Below are 18,172 nucleotides of genomic sequence, written 5' to 3'. Positions count from 1 at the left end.
AGCTACAGTGTTTAAACAGCGATCGTCACATGATCACGGCCCACTTCAGCCATCTGAATCAGGTAGTCCGTGTGGTATTTCTTCTTGATGATGATTTGGCTACCGATTTCAGCAACAATCTTTACCACTTCCAAGGCATCAGAAGGATGCAATGAAGAGTCTTTTGAAATTTCGATATTAACGCCTAAATTTGCCAATTTGATGATGTCGCTAGAATGCATGGTCGTGTCCAAGGTATTTGATTTTCGTGGACTATATCATCTTCAATTTATGCAACTCTACTTGGTTTAAGTAAAAATGGGTGAGATGTGCTCAAAATATGATTTCAATAGTAAAACAACGGCTTTTATTGCATCAATTCGTTTAATTGTCGGATTGTTGAATAAGATCATATTAAGGCGATCATGAATAGGTTTTATGTATGGTGATTAGTAGTATGAGTCTCAAAACAATATGAGAGATTGACGATGCCAAAGTTAGATAAATATAAAGGAATTATTTTTGATCTCGATGGGACTCTGGTCAATTCTATGGTGGCACACGCTCATGCATGGGAACAAACTTGTCAGAAGTTTGGTATTCCCTACGACAAAGAGTGGCTCGATCAACTTGGTGGGATGCCATCGCGAAAAGTGACTCAAGAGATCCTTAAGCGTTACGATCTAACTCTTGATGCTCAACAAATTACTTCGGACAAAATTGCCAACTTTGAAGCCATTGAGCACAAAGGGGATGTTATTCCAGAGACATACGCACTCTTACAGCAACAGTATCAGTTGAAAAAGATAGGCATCGGCACTGGTGCTCAAGCCAAGCATGCAAGGGCGATTTTAAAGACGACCGATATCCCATCAATGATACGTACGATTGTGACTTCCGATGACGTAGAAAATCACAAACCTAACCCAGATACTTTTCTGAAAGTCGCTAGCCAGTTAGAGCTTGAACCGAGCGATTGTGTGGTGTTTGAAGATACGATTATAGGCCAGCACGCAGCGACATCGGCAGGCATGGATTGCTACATGGTTGAAAACGGGCAGATAACTAAATTTGTTCCAGCGAGCTAAATAGAATTTAACGATACAAAAATAACTAGGAATAAAATGAAACAATATCTTATCGCACCTTCGATTCTTTCTGCTGATTTGGCGCGTCTTGGTGAGGATGTAGAACGCGTTCTCGCGGCTGGAGCTGATGTTATTCATTTTGATGTTATGGATAACCACTATGTCCCTAACCTGACTTTTGGTGCGCCAGTATTAAAGGCACTGCGGGATTATGGAATTACAGCGCCGATAGATGTGCATTTAATGGCGAAGCCTGTGGATCAACTGGTACCAGAGTTCGCTAAAGCAGGTGCGACTATGATTACTTTTCATGTCGAAGCCTCAGAGCACATCGATCGTACTTTGCAGCTAATTAAAGAGCACGGTTGCCAAGCTGGTGTGGTATTAAACCCTGCAACGCCATTGAGCTACCTTGATTACATCATGGATAAGGTTGACTTGATATTGGTTATGTCGGTTAACCCAGGTTTCGGTGGTCAATCTTTTATCCCTGCCACGCTTGATAAGCTGCGGTCAATCAGATCGCGCATTAATGAATCAGGCCGAAATATTCGTTTAGAAGTCGACGGTGGTGTGAAAGTTAACAACATAAAAGAGATTGCTGAAGCGGGTGCCGATATGTTCGTTGCGGGCTCTGCTATTTTTGATAGTGAAGATTATCAACAAGCTATCGATTCAATGCGAGCGGAGTTAGCTCAATTGAATTAAGTAGTGTATCGACTGCTGTATAAAGGCTCGAAGTGTTCTGTGTATCAGGCTTCGGGCTTTTTTGTATCTAATAGATGTTGATTTAATGAAAAACCCCGTGGAGTAAGGGAGGTTGCGTTGTTGGAGTTCTCTTCAGTTATAGCTTTTTCATTGTGTAATAAAACTACAGTTATTATTGACTTTGGTCACATAACGGCGCAAAATTGACCTCAGATCACATAACGATGAGAACACAGTATGAACGCTACAGTAATCACGAATGAAAACAACGTATCACTAGCAAAACCTTCAGTAATGAATGAAGTTCTATTTTTTGCTAAGTCTACCGTTATCATGGGTGCAATTATCCTACTTGTTGCTTCTGCTTGGGTTTAATTTCTTAAATAACCCGCGTTAAGTGTGATCAGTGGTGGTGATTAGCCACTCACTGATTCAAACTAACGTCAGAAGCACCAAATTCATTTCCTTATCTTTCTCCAGTTCACTTTCTCTATCTTCTAGGCCAATCAGGCCGACTTTTAGTCATCGACTTAGTTACTGAATCAAGTGATTGACTAAACCAAGTTACCTCTCTAAACCAACAGTTTAAACACGATGCTTTAAACTAGACCAGTACAAAACTATCATTAATACATACGCTAATGCGGGCGCAATATAACTCGTGCTCAACGAAAGCTCATCAATCAAACTCGCCTGTACGAATGGTAAAACAATCCCTCCAATTGAACACATAATGAGAATTGCTGCCCCTTGTGAGTTTTGCTTACCTGATGCATGTAGCGCTTGTGCGTAAATGATAGGGTAGAGCGCAGAATTACATAGCCCTACGACAAGCATCAAATAGCCAATCCAAACATAATTTTGATAGACCGCAACGGCACTAATCAAAGCGGCAATAACGCAAGACAGTGAGAAGAGATAGTGCTTGTTTACAGTGTTTCCAAACTTGGCGAATAACACTCTTCCAACAAACATTAATACCCAATAAAGAGCAATGATCTGTGTTGCGAAGACCAAACCAAGGTCGCCATATTGCTGGTCGGCAAGATACGCAATAGTAAAAGTACCAAAACTGACCTCTACACCGATGTACAACAACAGTACCAACGCTAATTTCATAAACTGCTGATTTTTAATTAGAAGCCTTAACCCTCGCCAAAAGCCAGTTATCTGTTTTGGTTTGATATCTGGAAGCGTCATTTTGCTAAAAAATACCAGTAAGCCGAAAAAGAACAGGGCGATGAGTAAGAACAGAAACGAAACTTGATGGGCGGTGTTGTCGACGTTAAAACTTGTAGCCACGAGAATGACAGCGGTAAGTACTAGCGGACCAAGCACAGTACCAACGGAGTTAGATGCTGTTGCCACACTTTGGCGTATAACACTCTTATCGGGTGTCGAGAGTAGTGATACGTAAGGTGAACTCACTACTTGAATTGCTGACACACCTGAGGCCATCAATAAGATCCCGATGAGTGTTGGAACAAGCTCTTCTCCTCGTACTAAATATGCCATGGTTAGACAGCCCAGAAGGCACCATATCAAGCAGAACTTCAGCGTAGTTCTATAGCCAATTTTTGCCATGACAAATGACGTTGGAAGCGACACCGTAATTCGGGTGATAAAAAAGGCCATGGGAAATAGCATCGCCATTTTATAATCGAGAGAGAAAGCTTCTTTGTAATGTGGAATTAGCGAGTTACTTGAAACGGTAATTAAACCCCAGATAAAAAAGATCAGAGACAGTAAGACCAGTGGGGCATCTTTTAACGGGAATACTCTCATCGTGATTCCTTATTGATAGCGATAAAAAAAGCAGAAGATGATCTTCTGCTTTTCGATTGAGACTTTACGGTGTATTGCCTATTAAGCTGTTAATCACGAACAAAATTGATGTGATGAACATGAATGTTGTACTTCTCAATAATCACTTTGGTCGCATGCATACTTTTGATTCGTTGCTCAGAATCTAAAGCAGCAGCCATTGCTGACTCGTTCTCGTAACTGTGCTGCATCATCAGTAGTAAGTTCTTATGGCTTTCAGCTTCAATCGCTTCAGGCTTATTCAGCGTTAACCCTTGGTTATTCGGAAATGTGCGAATAATAGGCGCGACTTCATTTTCCATGTATTGGTAGAAGTCTTGTTTTTGTTCTTCAGTTAAATCGGCTTCAAAAAAAGCGGTGCGAAAAATTGTCATGGTCGTCTCCTTACAGTTCAAAGCCAGATTGGTTAGCGATAGATTTCAACGTTGCTTTTGCTTGTTTGATATCTTCGAACCAGTTGTCATTTTGAGCCCACATTTCAATCACTAATGGCGCGCTGTAATCAATTTCAGCGAGTGTTTTGAAAATAGCTGGGAAGTCGACTTGGCCTTCGCCTATAACAAGATCTCGGAACTGGCCTTTGCAGGTTTCTGAAACTCGCAGTGTATCTTTTAGGTGCACTTGTACTAGGTGATCACGGCTTAGCTTTAGTTCGGTACACACGTCGTAGTTCCAACCAGAAATATTACCGACATCTGGGTAAGCCATGAAGTAAGGTGATGGGATCTCGCGCTTAAGCACTTCAAACTTACTTAATGAGTTGAGGTACGGAGTATCCATGATCTCCACACCTAACATGATGCCTGCACGTTCTGCCATTTTGGTGGCTTGTTGCATGCCTTCAATGAAGCGAGCGTGAGTTTCAGCCGATTGCGGTTCGTAATACACATCGTAGCCCGCCATTTGAATACAGCGAATACCAAGCTTGTAAGCCAATGAAATCGCTTTTTCCATGATGATCAGTGATTCAGTGCGAATAGCATCATCCATTGAGCCAAACGGAAACTTACGGTGTGCGCTTAGGCACATTGATTGGAAAGGCATTTGGTGCTTTTCACATAGACGGCGAAGCTCATAAATTTCTTCGTCTGACCAATCTAAACGAGCACGTCGCTCATCGGTTTCATCCACTGAAATTTCTACAAAGTCGAAGCCAGCTTCTTTAGCGTGAATCAAACGCTCTTCCCATGAAAGGGTGGTTGGCATCGCTTTTTCGTAAATACCTAATCTGAATTTGTTTTTAGAATCAAACATTCTTTTTCCTTAAAAGAGTTGTTGTTCTATACGCGTTGTTATGTCTTGAATTCTGCTAGCAATTTCTTCGTAGCCGAGAGCTTTCATTTTTGGCGTAAGCGAAGAGACGCTAACCGCGTATACAGGAGAATTGTTCTTGTCAAAAATAGGGACAGCAACACAAGAAATACCTGCTTCGTTCTCTTCATCATCGAGCGCATAGCCACGGCTCTTAATTTTATCGAGAACACCAAAAAACTGAGACTTGTCGAGAATCGTGTTTTCAGTTAACGGCTTCATTGTGCTGACATTGCGTTTCCAATAGGTTTCTCGAACGCTGTCAGAGCTAAATGCTAGGTAACATTTGCCTGCCGCTGAGCAGTACATTGGAGAATGCAGCCCTACGTAGGTTCGAGTTCTAAAGGAAGAATTAACGGGTTCAAACTTGTCTTTAAAAATGATGTTGTCAGCATCAAAAGAGAGGAAGTTAACCGTTTCATTCACATCGTCGAGTAGCTCAGATAGGTATGGCTTAACGGTGCCAGTGACATCAGAGTTGATAGCAGCGTGTCCAAGCTGAACCAACTTCATTGTTAAGCGATATTCTTTACCTGAACACATTTGAGCAACATAACCAGAGGCTTCAAACGTTGCTAAAATACGGTGGACAGATGACTTGTTGAAGCCAGTCCCTTCAGACACTTTTTGTAGCGAAACGCCATTAGGATAATTCCCAAGGAATTCCAATACGGTCAGTGCTTTAGACAACGATTTAATTTGCTCACTCATATATGTGCTACCAGTGTTTACCTATTTCAGTATGGAAGTTTTCTGCGATGTCACGTCCATTGCTACCAGCTAACGCTCGGCCAGCAATAAACGATTTTGCAGACAGATTCTTAAACAAATGCAGATCGTCAGGAACAATACCACCAGTAATGGATAGTTCAATTCCAATATCCGATAATTTCTGCATTTTTATCAAATCTTCTTCGGTCCAGCTCACACCAGCAAGTTCCGCATCACGAGAACGGTGATAAATTGCTTGTTTAATGCCCATGTCGACCCAAGCTTGCGCATCTTCCATTGTCCAGTGTCCATACAGCTCAATTTGCACTTCGCCGTCGAATTCATCCGTTACTTTCTTCGCTGAACGAATAGTTTCGATGTGTGCTGCTGCACTTACTGTTACCCAGTTAGCGCCGGCATCCATCGCCAGACGCGTTAAAATGGCGCTGGCATCGGTGATTTTCATGTCACAGACAATGATGTGATTTGGGTATTTTTCTCGTAGGATTCTTACGCTGTCTACGCCATGAGCGAAGGCTAAAATCGTCCCGATTTCAATCACATCTAACTTATCTGCAACATGCTCTATTGAGGCTAATGCTGTGTCGATGTCTGTCGCATCAAGTGCCATTTGTAGCAACGGCTTCGGTGATTTGAACAGGGGCTTAGATGCTTTTAATACAGTGTTAGGCATGCATTTCATCCTCAAATTGTTTAAACAACTGCACCAGTCTTTGATAGTGCTTATATTTCTTTTGGTATATATCGTAGTGTTCAGGATTCGGTTCGACACGTGACGCAGAATTAGTGATGGTTTGAGTACATTCTTCTAATGAAGCGAATTCACCTGCGCCCACCATTGCCATCATTGCGGCACCTAATGAGCCGGTTTCATCCACGTCTGATATTTCAACGGCCATGCCGGTAAGGTCAGCCAGCATTTGCATCCATACAGGGCTAGATGCAGGGCCGCCTGTCACTTTTAGTATGTTGGCTTTTGGAAAACGCTGACGCATACGTTCTAGGTGAATGTTGTGACAGAATAAAATGCCTTCCCAAATGGCTTGAATTAGGTGCCCTTTAGTATGGTGCGATTGCAGACCATAGAAGCCTGACTTTAGTCCAAGCCCTTGGTTTGAACCGTAAAGGAATGGCACAAAGTAGATACTGCTTGATGCCGGATCTAATGCTTCGACTAACGCTTGATTTTGCTGGTGGTTAATCTGGCCATTTTCACCAAGGTAGTCGGCGAACCATTCATAATTACCAGCAGAAGTTGGGCTCGCTTCGTGAATGATGTATTCGTTATCGACGGCGTAATGGCCGTAAACAAAATTGTGGCTTTCTTGCGTTACTTGCTTTGAAATACCAGACGTGACCGCCCATGTGCCCATCACGTAATTCAGAGTATCTTCAGAAGAGTTGATTCCAGAACAGATCGCTGTTGATACCACATCAAACAAACCGCCGAACACCGGCGTACCTATTGCTAGTCCGGTTTCATTAGCAACGGCCGCAGTGATTTTCCCTGCTTGCTGTTGAGGTTTTACAACGGGTGGTAGAGCATCCCAAATTTCTTCGATGCCAAAGGTTTCCAGAAGTGCTTTGTCATACTCACCAGTGATGGAGTTGAAAAAATTACTTTCTGAAATATTGGTCAGTTCTGCTGCGACTTCGCCCGTTAAGCGATATCGAAGGTAGTCGTGAGACATCATCACTGCGCCAATGTTGTTGTATCGTTCGGCATCGTTTTCTTTGATCCAGCGAATAATCGATACAGGGTGACCTGTCCACAGTGTTTGCAGTGTGGTTGGATAGATCTCTTTTGCTTTACCCTGTTCTAGCCACTCTTTAACGATAGGCAGTGAACGCGAGTCAGAAGACATAATACCGTGGCCGAGGTTTTGTCCCTCTTTATCAAGAAGGTAAACGCCTTTGCCTTGGGCTGAAATGCTCAAGCCTTTGATAGAGGTCGGTTCTACTTTTGTGGTCTCTAAAAGCTGCTTAATGACATCGACAGCGTTACCCCATAGTGCGTTTAGGTCGCGTTCTACCCAACCTTGTTTTTCGTTGATGACGCTCGCCGATACGCGGGCAAGACCTTGTTGTTCACCTTTTGCGTTAAACAACGCGGCTTTCATAAAAGTGCCGCCAGAATCAATTCCAATGTAGTAATTCATTATTTGGCTTCCAGTAAATCGTTGTGAATCTTCACCACCAGTTTTCTTACTGGTTGGCTGTCATCATTTTCAATATTGGTGATGTGCACGATATTTGGCGTGAACAAGTAAAATTGATTGCGTTTTGCATGGATGAAGCTCAATTCAATCCCCGGATATTCGTAGAATTGGAGGTCACGTTCTTGGTTATAAGGTTGTGCGTTGCTGTGTTCGCCAGTGTCTATAGCCCATGCCATGACTTCAGAACCTTCGAGAATGATCTGCAAGTCAGAATGGTATTTATGGACTTCAGGTTGGAAGTTTCCTAGAGGCTCTTTGTCATATTCCAATACAACAAACCATGCCTGTTTTGAATCAAAACCAGGGAGTTCATGGCGACCTAATGCGAGTTTTTCTTGGTCGAGACTGTTCAAGTACTCAAGCACGTTTTGAATAACGACAGGGTACGACTTACTGATCTGCGTAGGTTGAGTATTTCCGACTAACATAAAAAATTCTCTTTAAATATAAACAGCTTAATAAAGCCAATGCTTTAAATTAATGGGCGCTAAATAGGTCTTGTAAAAGTGTCGCTAACCCTGTCTTATCGTCATTGTTTTTAGGCGTGATCAGGTTGGCTGAGCTTTTTACGGTGTCATCTGCATTTTGCATTGCGATGCCAAGTCCTGCTGCTTTAAGCATCGAAATGTCATTGTGGTTATCACCAATCGCGACACACTGCTCTAGGCTGATACCGAGCGGCTCAATGTAGCGAGTCAAGGCATTGCCTTTGCTATTACCTGTTGCTGCGAAATCGACACGATCAATCCAAGATCGTTCGCCGTTGAAGTTCTCTTTCACAAAAGGAATCTCTGCGAATGTGTTTACTTCACCTTCAACGACAAACTTCCACACATACTCTGAAACTTGTGCTTCATGTTGGAAGTCGTCGACTTTTTGAATGTTTGGTCGCTGGCTTTCTGGAAAGGTTTGAGACCACGTCAGTAGCGCTTCCATGTATTCAATAGGGCGTGCTCTCGAGTAGAGCATTGCATCACGCACATACATCACCATCTTCAGATCATGAGCTTGAGATAGGGTGATAAACTCAGCCGCAATTTCTTTGTCTATGGCGTTTTCTTGAATGACCGTATCGTTCTGGTAATCAAAGATGTAAGTGCCATTGCAACAAATTATTGGAGTCGATAAACCAAGCTGATCGTAATAAGGTTTTGCCGCGACATGATGGCGGCCCGTAACGATAACCACATGAGTGTGTTGAGCGACTTGCTTGATGGCTTCGACTAACTCTTGGCTAATCGTGTGTTGCGAGTTGAGCACCGTCCCATCGAGATCTAACGCCAGAAGCTTATGCTTATCCAATTTATGCGGTGATGACTTATGCATGTGCGAGGCCTTACTTCTGTCCGTAGTATGAGTTCTTGCCGTGTTTACGGTTGTAGTGTTTATCTAGCAGCTCAGGTTGAATCGCTACTTCTGGACTGATAGCGCGAGTGGCTGTTGCCATGGCTGCAATCTCTTCCATCACCACTGCATTGTGCACGGCATCTGAACCATCCTTGCCCCATGTAAATGGTGCGTGGCCTGCGATGATGACACCTGGCATTGCTTGCGGGTCGATATCACGTTGGTTGAATTCTTCGATGATCACTAAGCCTGTGTTTTTCTCGTAATCCGACTCAATCTCAGCTTTTGTTAGTAGACGAGTGCAAGGTACATCACCGTAGAAGTAATCGGCGTGTGTGGTTCCAAGCGCTGGAATGTCTCGGCCGGCTTGTGCCCAGATTGTTGCATTACGAGAGTGTGTGTGAACAATGCCACCGATGGTTGGGAAGGCTTTATAAAGCTCAATGTGCGTAGCCGTGTCGCTTGAAGGGTTCAGCTTGCCTTCAATGCGGTTGCCTTCTAAATCGAGAACAACGATGTCATCTGCCGTCATTACATCGTATTCAACACCTGACGGTTTTATTGCAATCACGCCACGTTCGCGGTCGATTTCAGAGACATTGCCCCAAGTGAAAGTCACTAAGCCATATTTAGGAAGTTGCAAGTTTGCTGCGAACACGCGTTCTTTTAATTCTTGGTATGTTTTTTGTTCTTGAGACATTGTGTTTGCCCATGTTGTATTGAGTGAATGACGAGCGGATTGCCTAGCTAAATTCCCCAGCTAAAAAGAGGGCTAGGCAATCGCACTCAATCGCGTTACTTAGCTGCTAGCTTGATCTTGTTGATCATCACATCGCCATTTTTCTCGATGTATGCGCTCCAAACAGGCTGGATAGCTTGTTGGAAAGCAGCACCATCAACGTCACGGTTTACTTGCATGCCGTTCGCTTCTAGTTGAGCAATCATCTTGTCTTCTTTTTCAATGCTTAGCTCACGTTGCATTGCAACTGCTTCAGCAGAGACTTCTTCAATGATTTTTTGCTCGTCTTCCGTTAGCTTGTCGAACTTACGTAGGTTCATTGTTAGAACGAGTGGTGAGTAAGCGTGTTGTGTAAGGCTTAGGTATTTTTGTACTTCGTCAAACTTGAAAGATAGCGTTACAGAAATTGGGTGGTCTTGAGAGTCAACAACGCCTGTTTCAAGTGCTGTGTAGAGTTCTGATACTGGAAGTTGTTGCGGGTTAGCACCTAGCTCGTTGAACATGTCGTTTAGAGCTTTAGAACCATTCACACGCATTTGTAGGCCTTCAACATCAGAAGGGATACGAATAGGTTTTTCGTTGTTGGTCATGTTGCGGTAACCATTTTCAGGGAACCCAAGACCTTTAAGACCGAATTTTTCAAAGTTAGCTAAAACTTCTTTACCCGGTTCGCCGTCCAGTACTTTGTATGCTGTTTGACGATCTGGGAACATGAACGGCAGAGTGAAGGCCGCTGATTCAGGCATTAGGCCGTTGTAGTTGTTCAAGCCAACCATCGCTAAATCAACGATGCCAGCACGTGAGCCATCGATCATCTGCTTATCACTGCCCAACTGACCTTGTGGGTAGATGTTTACTTTGATTTCGCCATTTGAACGAGCCTCAACTTCTTTCTTAAAGAACAAAGATAGGTCTTGTTGCAAATCCGACTCTGGTGCTGCGTGCGCCAGTTTTAGAGTCGTCGCGGCAAAAGCGCTAGAGCTCATTGCGATAGTCGAAGCGAGTAAAGTAAGTTTTAGTAGGGTTTTCATTATTATTTTCTCCGTCGAGGATTAACCAATGACAAACGACATTGGCACAGTGATAATGCTTGGGAAGATGACAAATAGTGTGAGCAGAGCCATGTAAGCAGCGATGAAGGGCAATACACCTTTCACTGCGGTCGACATTGGTACTCTCGCTACACCACACACTACGTTTAGTACGGTGCCTACAGGAGGCGTAATCAAGCCAATTGAACAGTTAATAACGAACAGTAGGCCGAAGTACGTTGGGTCAATTCCAGCCATCTTGATGACAGGCATTAAAAGGGGGACAAGGATTAGAATCGTAGGGCTCAAGTCCATAACCATGCCGACACAAAGTACGAGCAACATAATTACTGCCATTAATAGGCGTGGGCTATCCACCAGTGGACCTAACATTTCTGCGAGTTGTTGAGGAAGCTGAGCAACAGTAATTAGCCACGCTGCAACCATTGCACAACCCACCAAGAACATAACCATTGCGGTCGAGCGACCAGCGTTCAGTACGATGTGGTAGAACTTCTTAATCGAGAGCTCTTTGTACACAAATGTAGAGATGAAGATTGCGTAAGTTGCGGCTACTACCGCGGCTTCTGTTGGTGTAAAGATGCCGAAGCGAATACCAACAATGATGATGACTGGCAGCATTAAGGCCCATACACCATCTTTAAGTGCTGCGCGTTTTTCTGCTTTTGTCGCTTTTTCTGATGTCGCTAGGTTTTCTTTGCGAACTGTCCAGCGCCATACAAACATCAATGTCATACCCATTAACAGGCCAGGAACGATGCCGCCTAGGAATAGGTTTTTGATCGAGATACCGCCAGCAACACCTACAAGGATCAGAGGGATTGAAGGTGGAATAACGGGTGCGATGATACCGCCTGAAGCAAGTAAGCCCATTGAAGGTGCTTCTGGGTATTTCGCTGCTTTCATCATTGGGTAAAGAATACTGACCAAGGCTGCTGCATCTGCTACAGCTGAACCAGAAAGGCCGGCAAGCAGTACCGAAGTCATGATAGCAACGTAACCTAAGCCACCTTGACGGTGTCCTACGTAAGTGGTTGCTAGGCGAACAATACGCTGCGACAAACCACCCGATGCCATTACTTCACCCGCAATGAGGAAGAATGGAATGGCAAGCAGAGTGAAACTGTCGACACCATTAATTAAAGACTGCGCAAGAATGTCTGCACTAAAGAAGTCCATGTGAAGCATCAGCGCCATTGAAGACAATAACAGTGCAAACGCAACAGGAAGACCAAGTAAGATTGAGACAATCAATACCGATAAGAAAATGGCTAACGTCATTATTCTTTCTCCTCATCTAAGCTATCTAGCTGCCAGTCGGGCTTGAAGATTCGCATAAAGGCAATCACGCCCATTAACAAACCTGACACCACACCGGCTAAGTAAAATAATGCTGAAGGAAGCCCTGTAAGCTGAGAAATATCTGACCAGTTAGACATCATTTGACGGTATGAACCGACGTAAAGCATGCCGACAGAAATCAGTACTATTACCCAGCAGATACGTCTTAATACGGGTACTGCTTTTGGGAAGAGTCGTTCAGAAAACTCCGCAACAGCGAGGTGTTCACCTCGGCGCAGCACAACGGCGGCACCGAGCATGACAACCCATACAAGACCAAGGCGAGATAGTTCTACAGAGGGACGAAGACCAGAAGAAAAGCCATAACGTAAAACTACGTTAGTAAATACGAGCGCAACCATACAGGTCAGAATGACCGCCATGATGACATCGATACTTTTCCAAATACTCTTTAATACACTTTGCATAACGCTTTCCCTACCTTTGGCTAATTACAGAGACGTAATTTGTTCCCAAATTCCATCGTTAATTTCAATGCCGCCAGCTGCTTCGTGTTTCTTGATGAAGTTTTCAATTTCAGAACCAGCAATCATCACTGAGCCACTTTCTGCAGGCTCTGACTCAAGCACGTAATCACGGATGCGCTTCATCTCTTGTGCGTAAGTGCTTTGATCCATTGTTTTGCTTAGGTCGATAGCGATAAGGAATTGAGATACACCAAACTCACCACCCATATCTTCAGTCAGTGCTGGTACTGAGTGGCCGCCAGTGATTGCCGTTAGCATCATGTCTAGTACGATGGCCATTGATGAACCTTTCCAGAAACCCATTGGAAGTAGGCGTTTGTTTTCCCAAAGTACATGCGGGTCTTTAGTGAGTTCACCTTCGTTGTCAAAGCCACCAACAACAGGGAGCTCTTTGTCAGCAAGCACGAAGTTTTGTAACTGGCCGTAAGAAAATTGGCTCATTGAACAGTCAACAACCACCGGCGGATCGCCCGCAACCGCCATGATGAGAGGGTTTGAACCAACACGGTGATCTTTACCACCCCATGCTGGCATCACTGCGATTGAGTTGGTTGATGCAATTCCTGCAAAACCTTCGCGAGCCATTTTCAATACGTAAGCACCGCCACGCATCCAGTGGTTAGAATTACGCATACCGACCATGCCAATGCCGTAGTCACGAGCCAATTCCATGGCACGCTCTGCACAGATAAGACCGTTAAGAACGCCAGGGCCGTAGTTACAATCCCATTGCTCTAATGCACCCATACTGTTAACGCATTCTGGTTCAGCATTTAATTTGATTTGACCTTTGTCTACTTGGTCAATGAACACTGGAAAACGGTTGATGCCATGCGAGTAAGTACCTTCGTTTGCCATCTCAACAAAACCAGCCGCAAGCTTGGTTGCCATTTCTGGTTTCATGTCGCGAGCCAAAAGGATTCGTTCGTATTCTTGTTGTAGTTTTTCAGTTGATACTAAAGGCATCTGTGTTCTCCGATAAGTTGAATTCCATAATACGGAATGAATTATTGTTGTTATTCCGAAAATATTCTGTGAGCAAAGTTACGAAATATTTCCTTATTAAGTTTTTCTCTAATAACTGTTAACTGGTTAAAAAGTGAAACAAAAAGACTGATAAATTCCGTAATGTGGAACAAATGGTGTGATCCATATTGGATTTCAATCAAATATCTGTGGTCAATTGATTGTTGGTTCGTGCCAACTTTGCAAAATGTGGAGATATTAAGGAACAGTAACTTTACGGATCTCGCTTTTACCGTCGTCAAAACTAAAAGGGACGTCACAACAAATGGCAGCTTTGGGGCGTACTAATTAGGGAGCTTTTATACTATTTGGTGTGATTTCTCTTTTTTAAGCTCATTGGTAACACTTACGGATCAACCTCTATGAAAATTGTTATTGCACCAGACTCGTTTAAAGAATCTCTAACTGCTGTATCGGTGGCGGCGTGCATTGAAAAGGGCTTTCGTGAAATCTTCCCAGACGCTGACTATGTGACCTTACCTTTGGCCGATGGCGGTGAAGGTACGGTCGATGTGTTACTGCAAGGCTTAGCAGGGCAAAAGCGAACACATCAAGTTGAAGGGCCGTTGGGTGAATTGGTTCATGCTGATTGGGCGATGTCAGAACCGTCAGTTCAGAGCTCCAAGAGAACGGCTTTGATAGAGATAGCTGCTGCGTCTGGTTTGGACTTGCTGACGCCAGAGCAGCGTGATCCTTTGGTTGCTTCGTCTTTTGGGACAGGACAGCTGATATTAGAAGCGATAGAGCAGGGTGCTCAAACCATCATTCTTGGATTGGGTGGCAGTGCGACCAACGACGGTGGTGCAGGTATTGTTCAAGCTCTAGGTGGGCGCTTACTTGATGATAATGGACAAGAAATTGGCAGAGGTGGTGCTGCACTTGCAGAACTCGTATCAATAGACCTTATTGGCGTAGATTTGCGCTGTGCAGATGTCGAATTGATTGTGGCATGCGATGTTGATAATCCATTGTGTGGTGATAACGGCGCCAGCCATATATTCGGCCCACAAAAAGGGGCTACGCCTGAACAAGTCTTACTGCTTGATAAGGCGCTAGCGAATTTTGCTCAAATTGCTGAATCGCAAGGTTGCGTTGGTGGTGATGATCCTGTTCACAGCCGCGTGGGTTATGGCGCGGCTGGTGGCACACCGATGGGGCTTGGTTTGCTATTTAACATGCAAATCAAACCCGGTATCGAGATGGTACTGGATGTCTTACAAGCTGATGACGTGTTGAAAGGTGCCGACCTTGTGATTACTGGCGAAGGGCAAATGGACAACCAAACTCTGCAAGGCAAAACACCTTACGGAATTGCTAAACGCGCGAGTTTACAAGGTATTCCAACCATAGGTATTGCTGGCTCATTGGGAACTGAAGTAGAAGCTCTTTATGATGAAATGAGCAGCTTGTTTGGTACGGTACGTTCTCCTCAGTCACTTGACCAAGTTCTGCAGGAGGCGGAAAACAATCTGACAAGAACGGCTAGGAATATTGCAGCGACGCTTAAACTAGGAAGGAAAATACTCGATTAGTCAGTGCCTTAGAATATGATTCTTAAATCAGTCGTTTAATAGGTTTTATAGATTATAACGATAAATAGAAACGATTATATTTTATGCCATTAGAGGTCTATTCTATATCCATAGTATTTTAGGGGCTTTTGAAAGGAAGCCAGTATAAATATCAAGGTGCACTCACTATTGCTGCACCTTTGCACCTTAAGGAATAGATCATGAGTAAAAAACTAACTACAGCTGCGGGTTGTCCTGTTGCTCATAACCAGAATGTTCAAACTGCGGGTAAGCGCGGTCCTCAACTTCTTCAAGATGTTTGGTTTTTAGAAAAGATGGCGCATTTTGACCGCGAAGTCATTCCAGAGCGTCGTATGCACGCGAAAGGTTCAGGCGCTTACGGTACATTTACTGTTACGCACGACATTACCAAATACACTAAGGCAAAACTGTTTTCTGAAATAGGCAAAAAGACCGACCTGTTTGCACGTTTTACTACGGTTGCCGGTGAGCGCGGCGCCGCCGATGCTGAGCGTGATATCCGTGGCTTTGCATTGAAGTTTTATACTGAAGAAGGCAACTGGGATATGGTGGGTAACAACACCCCAGTATTCTTCCTTCGTGATCCTCTTAAGTTCCCAGATCTAAACCATGCGGTTAAGCGTGACCCTCGCACCAATATGCGCAGCGCGAAGAACAACTGGGATTTCTGGACCTCTCTACCTGAAGCGCTTCACCAAGTCACCATCGTAATGAGTGACCGTGGTATTCCTGCTACTTACCGCCACATGCACGGTTTTGGTAGCCACACGTTCAGCTTTATTAACGCAGACAACGAGCGTTTCTGGGTGAAATTCCACTTCAAATCTCAGCAAGGTATTAAGAACTTATCTGATGCAGAAGCCGGACAATTGATCGGTAATGATCGCGAGAGCCACCAACGTGATTTGCTAGACAGCATCGACAACCAAGACTTCCCTAAATGGACGTTGAAAGTACAAGTGATGCCAGAAGCGGACGCAGCGAAAGTGTCTTACAACCCGTTCGACCTTACTAAGATCTGGCCACACGCAGATTACCCATTGATTGAAGTGGGTGAGTTTGAATTGAACCGTAACCCACAAAACTTCTTCGCTGAAGTGGAGCAGTCTGCATTCAACCCGGCGAACGTGGTTCCGGGTATCAGCTTCTCCCCAGACAAGATGCTACAAGGCCGTCTGTTTGCTTACGGTGATGCACAGCGCTACCGTTTGGGTGTCAACCATCAGCACATCCCAGTAAACGCACCTCGTTGTCCTGTACACAGCTACCACCGTGATGGTGCGATGCGTGTTGATGGTAACTTTGGTAGCACACTTGGCTATGAACCAAATAACGAAGGCCAATGGGCAGAGCAACCAGACTTTGCAGAGCCAGCATTGAACCTAGATGGTGCTGCAGCGCACTGGGATCACCGCGAAGATGAAGATTACTTCTCGCAACCGGGTGACCTGTTCCGTCTGATGACGCCAGAGAAACAAGCGATTCTGTTTGATAACACAGCGCGTAACCTAGGCGGCGTGCCTAAAGAGATTCAACTGCGCCACCTAAGACACTGTTACAAAGCCGACCCAGCATACGGTGAAGGTATTGGTAAACTGCTTGAAATCGACGTGAGTGAATTTAAGTCGTAATCAATAAACTCGTTTAATTAGTCGGAAGGCCGTTGAGTGAATCACTCAGCGGCCTTTTTTGATCATGCTGTGTATTAGGTGAGTCATGTAAGTAGTACCAATTACTGGAAAATTAGCCCCATTTCTATTGATAGTTTTTACCTATCGAACTGATAAACACATCCCATTATCTTTATAACATGGACGGGATTATCCTACGGCTATCAGTTTATAAAGTAATAGAGTTTGAGATGAGTAAAAGCGCATTAATTGTTGAAGGTGGGGCAATGAGAGGCATCTTCGCTGCCGGAGTTTTGGACGCCTTTATGCAAGACGATTTCCGTCCTTATGATTTTGCCATTGGCGTATCTGCGGGTGTGTCGAATCTAGTTGGTTACTTATCTCAAGCGCCTAAACGCAGCTACAACGTGATTACTACCATGGCGACCGATAAGACGTTCTTTAATCCTGCTCGCTTTGCTAAAGGTGGCAATTTGGTCGACGTTAAATGGTTGTGGGATGAATCTAACCAACGTTACCCACTCGATTGCGGTCAGCTGTTCTCAAGTGTTCCTTTAATTGCTGCTGTAACTAACGTCGATACAGGCAGTGCCGATTACTATCACATTAAGCCAGAAAACCTTTCTAATGTGGTTGAAGCAACAACGGCTCTACCTATCGCTTATCGTGAAACTCCGTGTTTCTCTGGTGGCTGTTATACCGATGGTGGTGTAGCCGATTCAATTCCAGTTCGTGAAGCTTATCGCCGTGGTGCGCGAGACATTACCGTGATTCTTTCTCACCCACTTAGCTACCGAATGAAACCGCAGAAGTATCAGTGGATGCTGAAAAAGCTGCTAAAGAAATTCCCTAATATTGCAGAGTCGATGGCGGTGCGAGCTGAAAACTATAACCAGTCTTTGGAGTTTATTCGTAATCCACCAAAAGATGCGACCATCAAGGTGATTGCGCCACCGGAAGCGTTCGCGGTTAAGCGACTCACTATGGATCAAACTGTTCTGGACGCAGGCTATCATATGGGCGTGAAGGCAGGTGCAGAACATCTGGCCATTCGCAAAGGCGTTTATGGTTTGGATACCGAGGATTGTCACTTCTGCGTCTAGTATTTCTTTTCGATAATCGCATAAACGAAAA

The 18,172-nt window shown here is 44.2% G+C and carries 20 protein-coding genes; 6 read left to right on the top strand and 14 right to left on the bottom strand.

From position 1 onward, the window contains the following. Positions 1–11: 11 nt before the first annotated feature. Positions 12–221: a hypothetical protein gene (locus tag OW495_RS04905; protein WP_017092753.1), complete on the bottom strand. Its 210-nt coding sequence runs from the start codon at positions 219–221 to the stop codon at positions 12–14. 246 nt (positions 222–467) lie between these two features. Between OW495_RS04905 and OW495_RS04900 the strand changes: the two genes are divergently transcribed. The 3 genes from OW495_RS04900 to OW495_RS04890 all read left to right on the top strand — a co-directional run bounded on the left by OW495_RS04900 (position 468) and on the right by OW495_RS04890 (position 2,150). After that, on the top strand, positions 468–1,067 hold the full coding sequence (locus OW495_RS04900; protein ID WP_048609861.1) for a beta-phosphoglucomutase family hydrolase: 600 nt from the start codon (positions 468–470) through the stop codon (positions 1,065–1,067). A 36-nt stretch (positions 1,068–1,103) separates the two neighbouring features. Next, positions 1,104–1,775 (top strand): ribulose-phosphate 3-epimerase, encoded by a 672-nt coding sequence (gene rpe / locus OW495_RS04895; RefSeq protein ID WP_102307572.1) that lies wholly within the window; start codon positions 1,104–1,106, stop codon positions 1,773–1,775. A 237-nt stretch (positions 1,776–2,012) separates the two neighbouring features. Beyond that, a complete protein-coding gene (locus OW495_RS04890; RefSeq protein WP_012600138.1) occupies positions 2,013–2,150 on the top strand; it encodes a hypothetical protein in 138 nt (45 codons plus the stop codon). 210 nt (positions 2,151–2,360) lie between these two features. On the opposite strand, the gene OW495_RS04885 is transcribed toward OW495_RS04890, so the two are convergent. The 13 genes from OW495_RS04885 to yiaK all read right to left on the bottom strand — a co-directional run bounded on the left by OW495_RS04885 (position 2,361) and on the right by yiaK (position 13,794). Continuing rightward, positions 2,361–3,560, bottom strand: coding sequence for an MFS transporter (locus OW495_RS04885; RefSeq protein WP_289885289.1), 1,200 nt, complete (start codon positions 3,558–3,560; stop codon positions 2,361–2,363). Between the two features lie 89 nt (positions 3,561–3,649). After that, positions 3,650–3,973, bottom strand: a complete 324-nt coding sequence (locus OW495_RS04880; RefSeq protein ID WP_009845890.1) for a hypothetical protein — start codon at positions 3,971–3,973, stop codon at positions 3,650–3,652. A gap of 10 nt (positions 3,974–3,983) precedes the next feature. Beyond that, entirely contained in the window at positions 3,984–4,853 is an 870-nt protein-coding gene (locus OW495_RS04875; RefSeq protein ID WP_102313745.1) for an L-ribulose-5-phosphate 3-epimerase, read from the bottom strand. Positions 4,854–4,862: 9 nt separating this feature from the next. Continuing rightward, positions 4,863–5,621 carry an IclR family transcriptional regulator gene (locus OW495_RS04870; RefSeq protein ID WP_017065667.1) on the bottom strand — a complete coding sequence of 253 codons (759 nt, stop codon included), beginning with the start codon at positions 5,619–5,621 and terminating at the stop codon, positions 4,863–4,865. Between the two features lie 7 nt (positions 5,622–5,628). Beyond that, the gene (locus OW495_RS04865) at positions 5,629–6,315 is read right to left on the bottom strand and encodes a 3-keto-L-gulonate-6-phosphate decarboxylase UlaD (RefSeq protein WP_102279851.1); all 687 of its coding nucleotides are present in this window, start codon (positions 6,313–6,315) and stop codon (positions 5,629–5,631) included. Continuing rightward, positions 6,308–7,801, bottom strand: a complete 1,494-nt coding sequence (locus tag OW495_RS04860) for an FGGY-family carbohydrate kinase (protein ID WP_289885286.1) — start codon at positions 7,799–7,801, stop codon at positions 6,308–6,310. Before OW495_RS04860 ends, OW495_RS04865 begins: the two co-directional genes overlap by 8 nt. Continuing rightward, the gene (locus OW495_RS04855) at positions 7,801–8,289 is read right to left on the bottom strand and encodes a YhcH/YjgK/YiaL family protein (RefSeq protein ID WP_009845885.1); all 489 of its coding nucleotides are present in this window, start codon (positions 8,287–8,289) and stop codon (positions 7,801–7,803) included. Before OW495_RS04855 ends, OW495_RS04860 begins: the two co-directional genes overlap by 1 nt. Positions 8,290–8,338: 49 nt before the next feature. Then, entirely contained in the window at positions 8,339–9,187 is an 849-nt protein-coding gene (locus OW495_RS04850) for a Cof-type HAD-IIB family hydrolase (RefSeq protein WP_289885285.1), read from the bottom strand. 10 nt (positions 9,188–9,197) lie between these two features. Continuing rightward, positions 9,198–9,908, bottom strand: coding sequence for an L-ribulose-5-phosphate 4-epimerase (locus OW495_RS04845; RefSeq protein ID WP_017108909.1), 711 nt, complete (start codon positions 9,906–9,908; stop codon positions 9,198–9,200). 95 nt (positions 9,909–10,003) lie between these two features. Further along, positions 10,004–10,978, bottom strand: a complete 975-nt coding sequence (locus OW495_RS04840) for a DctP family TRAP transporter solute-binding subunit (protein ID WP_017092763.1) — start codon at positions 10,976–10,978, stop codon at positions 10,004–10,006. Between the two features lie 21 nt (positions 10,979–10,999). Then, a complete protein-coding gene (locus tag OW495_RS04835) occupies positions 11,000–12,280 on the bottom strand; it encodes a TRAP transporter large permease subunit (RefSeq protein WP_017108910.1) in 1,281 nt (426 codons plus the stop codon). Beyond that, positions 12,280–12,768 (bottom strand): TRAP transporter small permease, encoded by a 489-nt coding sequence (locus tag OW495_RS04830; protein ID WP_012600147.1) that lies wholly within the window; start codon positions 12,766–12,768, stop codon positions 12,280–12,282. The genes OW495_RS04835 and OW495_RS04830 overlap by 1 nt, the downstream gene beginning before the upstream one ends. 24 nt (positions 12,769–12,792) lie before the next feature. Continuing rightward, positions 12,793–13,794 (bottom strand): 3-dehydro-L-gulonate 2-dehydrogenase, encoded by a 1,002-nt coding sequence (yiaK, locus tag OW495_RS04825; RefSeq protein WP_017108911.1) that lies wholly within the window; start codon positions 13,792–13,794, stop codon positions 12,793–12,795. Between the two features lie 422 nt (positions 13,795–14,216). Here yiaK and OW495_RS04820 point away from each other — a divergent pair, with 422 nt between their 5' ends. The 3 genes from OW495_RS04820 (at position 14,217) to OW495_RS04810 (ending at position 18,141) form a co-directional block, all read left to right on the top strand. Beyond that, positions 14,217–15,386, top strand: a complete 1,170-nt coding sequence (locus OW495_RS04820) for a glycerate kinase (protein WP_102290962.1) — start codon at positions 14,217–14,219, stop codon at positions 15,384–15,386. 200 nt (positions 15,387–15,586) lie between these two features. Then, complete coding sequence (locus OW495_RS04815; RefSeq protein WP_054541599.1) at positions 15,587–17,038, top strand: catalase; 1,452 nt, start codon at positions 15,587–15,589, stop codon at positions 17,036–17,038. A gap of 230 nt (positions 17,039–17,268) precedes the next feature. Further along, on the top strand, positions 17,269–18,141 hold the full coding sequence (locus OW495_RS04810; RefSeq protein ID WP_102307582.1) for a patatin family protein: 873 nt from the start codon (positions 17,269–17,271) through the stop codon (positions 18,139–18,141). Positions 18,142–18,172: the final 31 nt, after the last annotated feature.

This window comes from Vibrio sp. 14N.309.X.WAT.E.F5 (assembly GCF_030397615.1).
Lineage (GTDB): Bacteria > Pseudomonadota > Gammaproteobacteria > Enterobacterales > Vibrionaceae > Vibrio > Vibrio lentus.
This window is presented reverse-complemented; position numbering and strand designations above follow the sequence as displayed.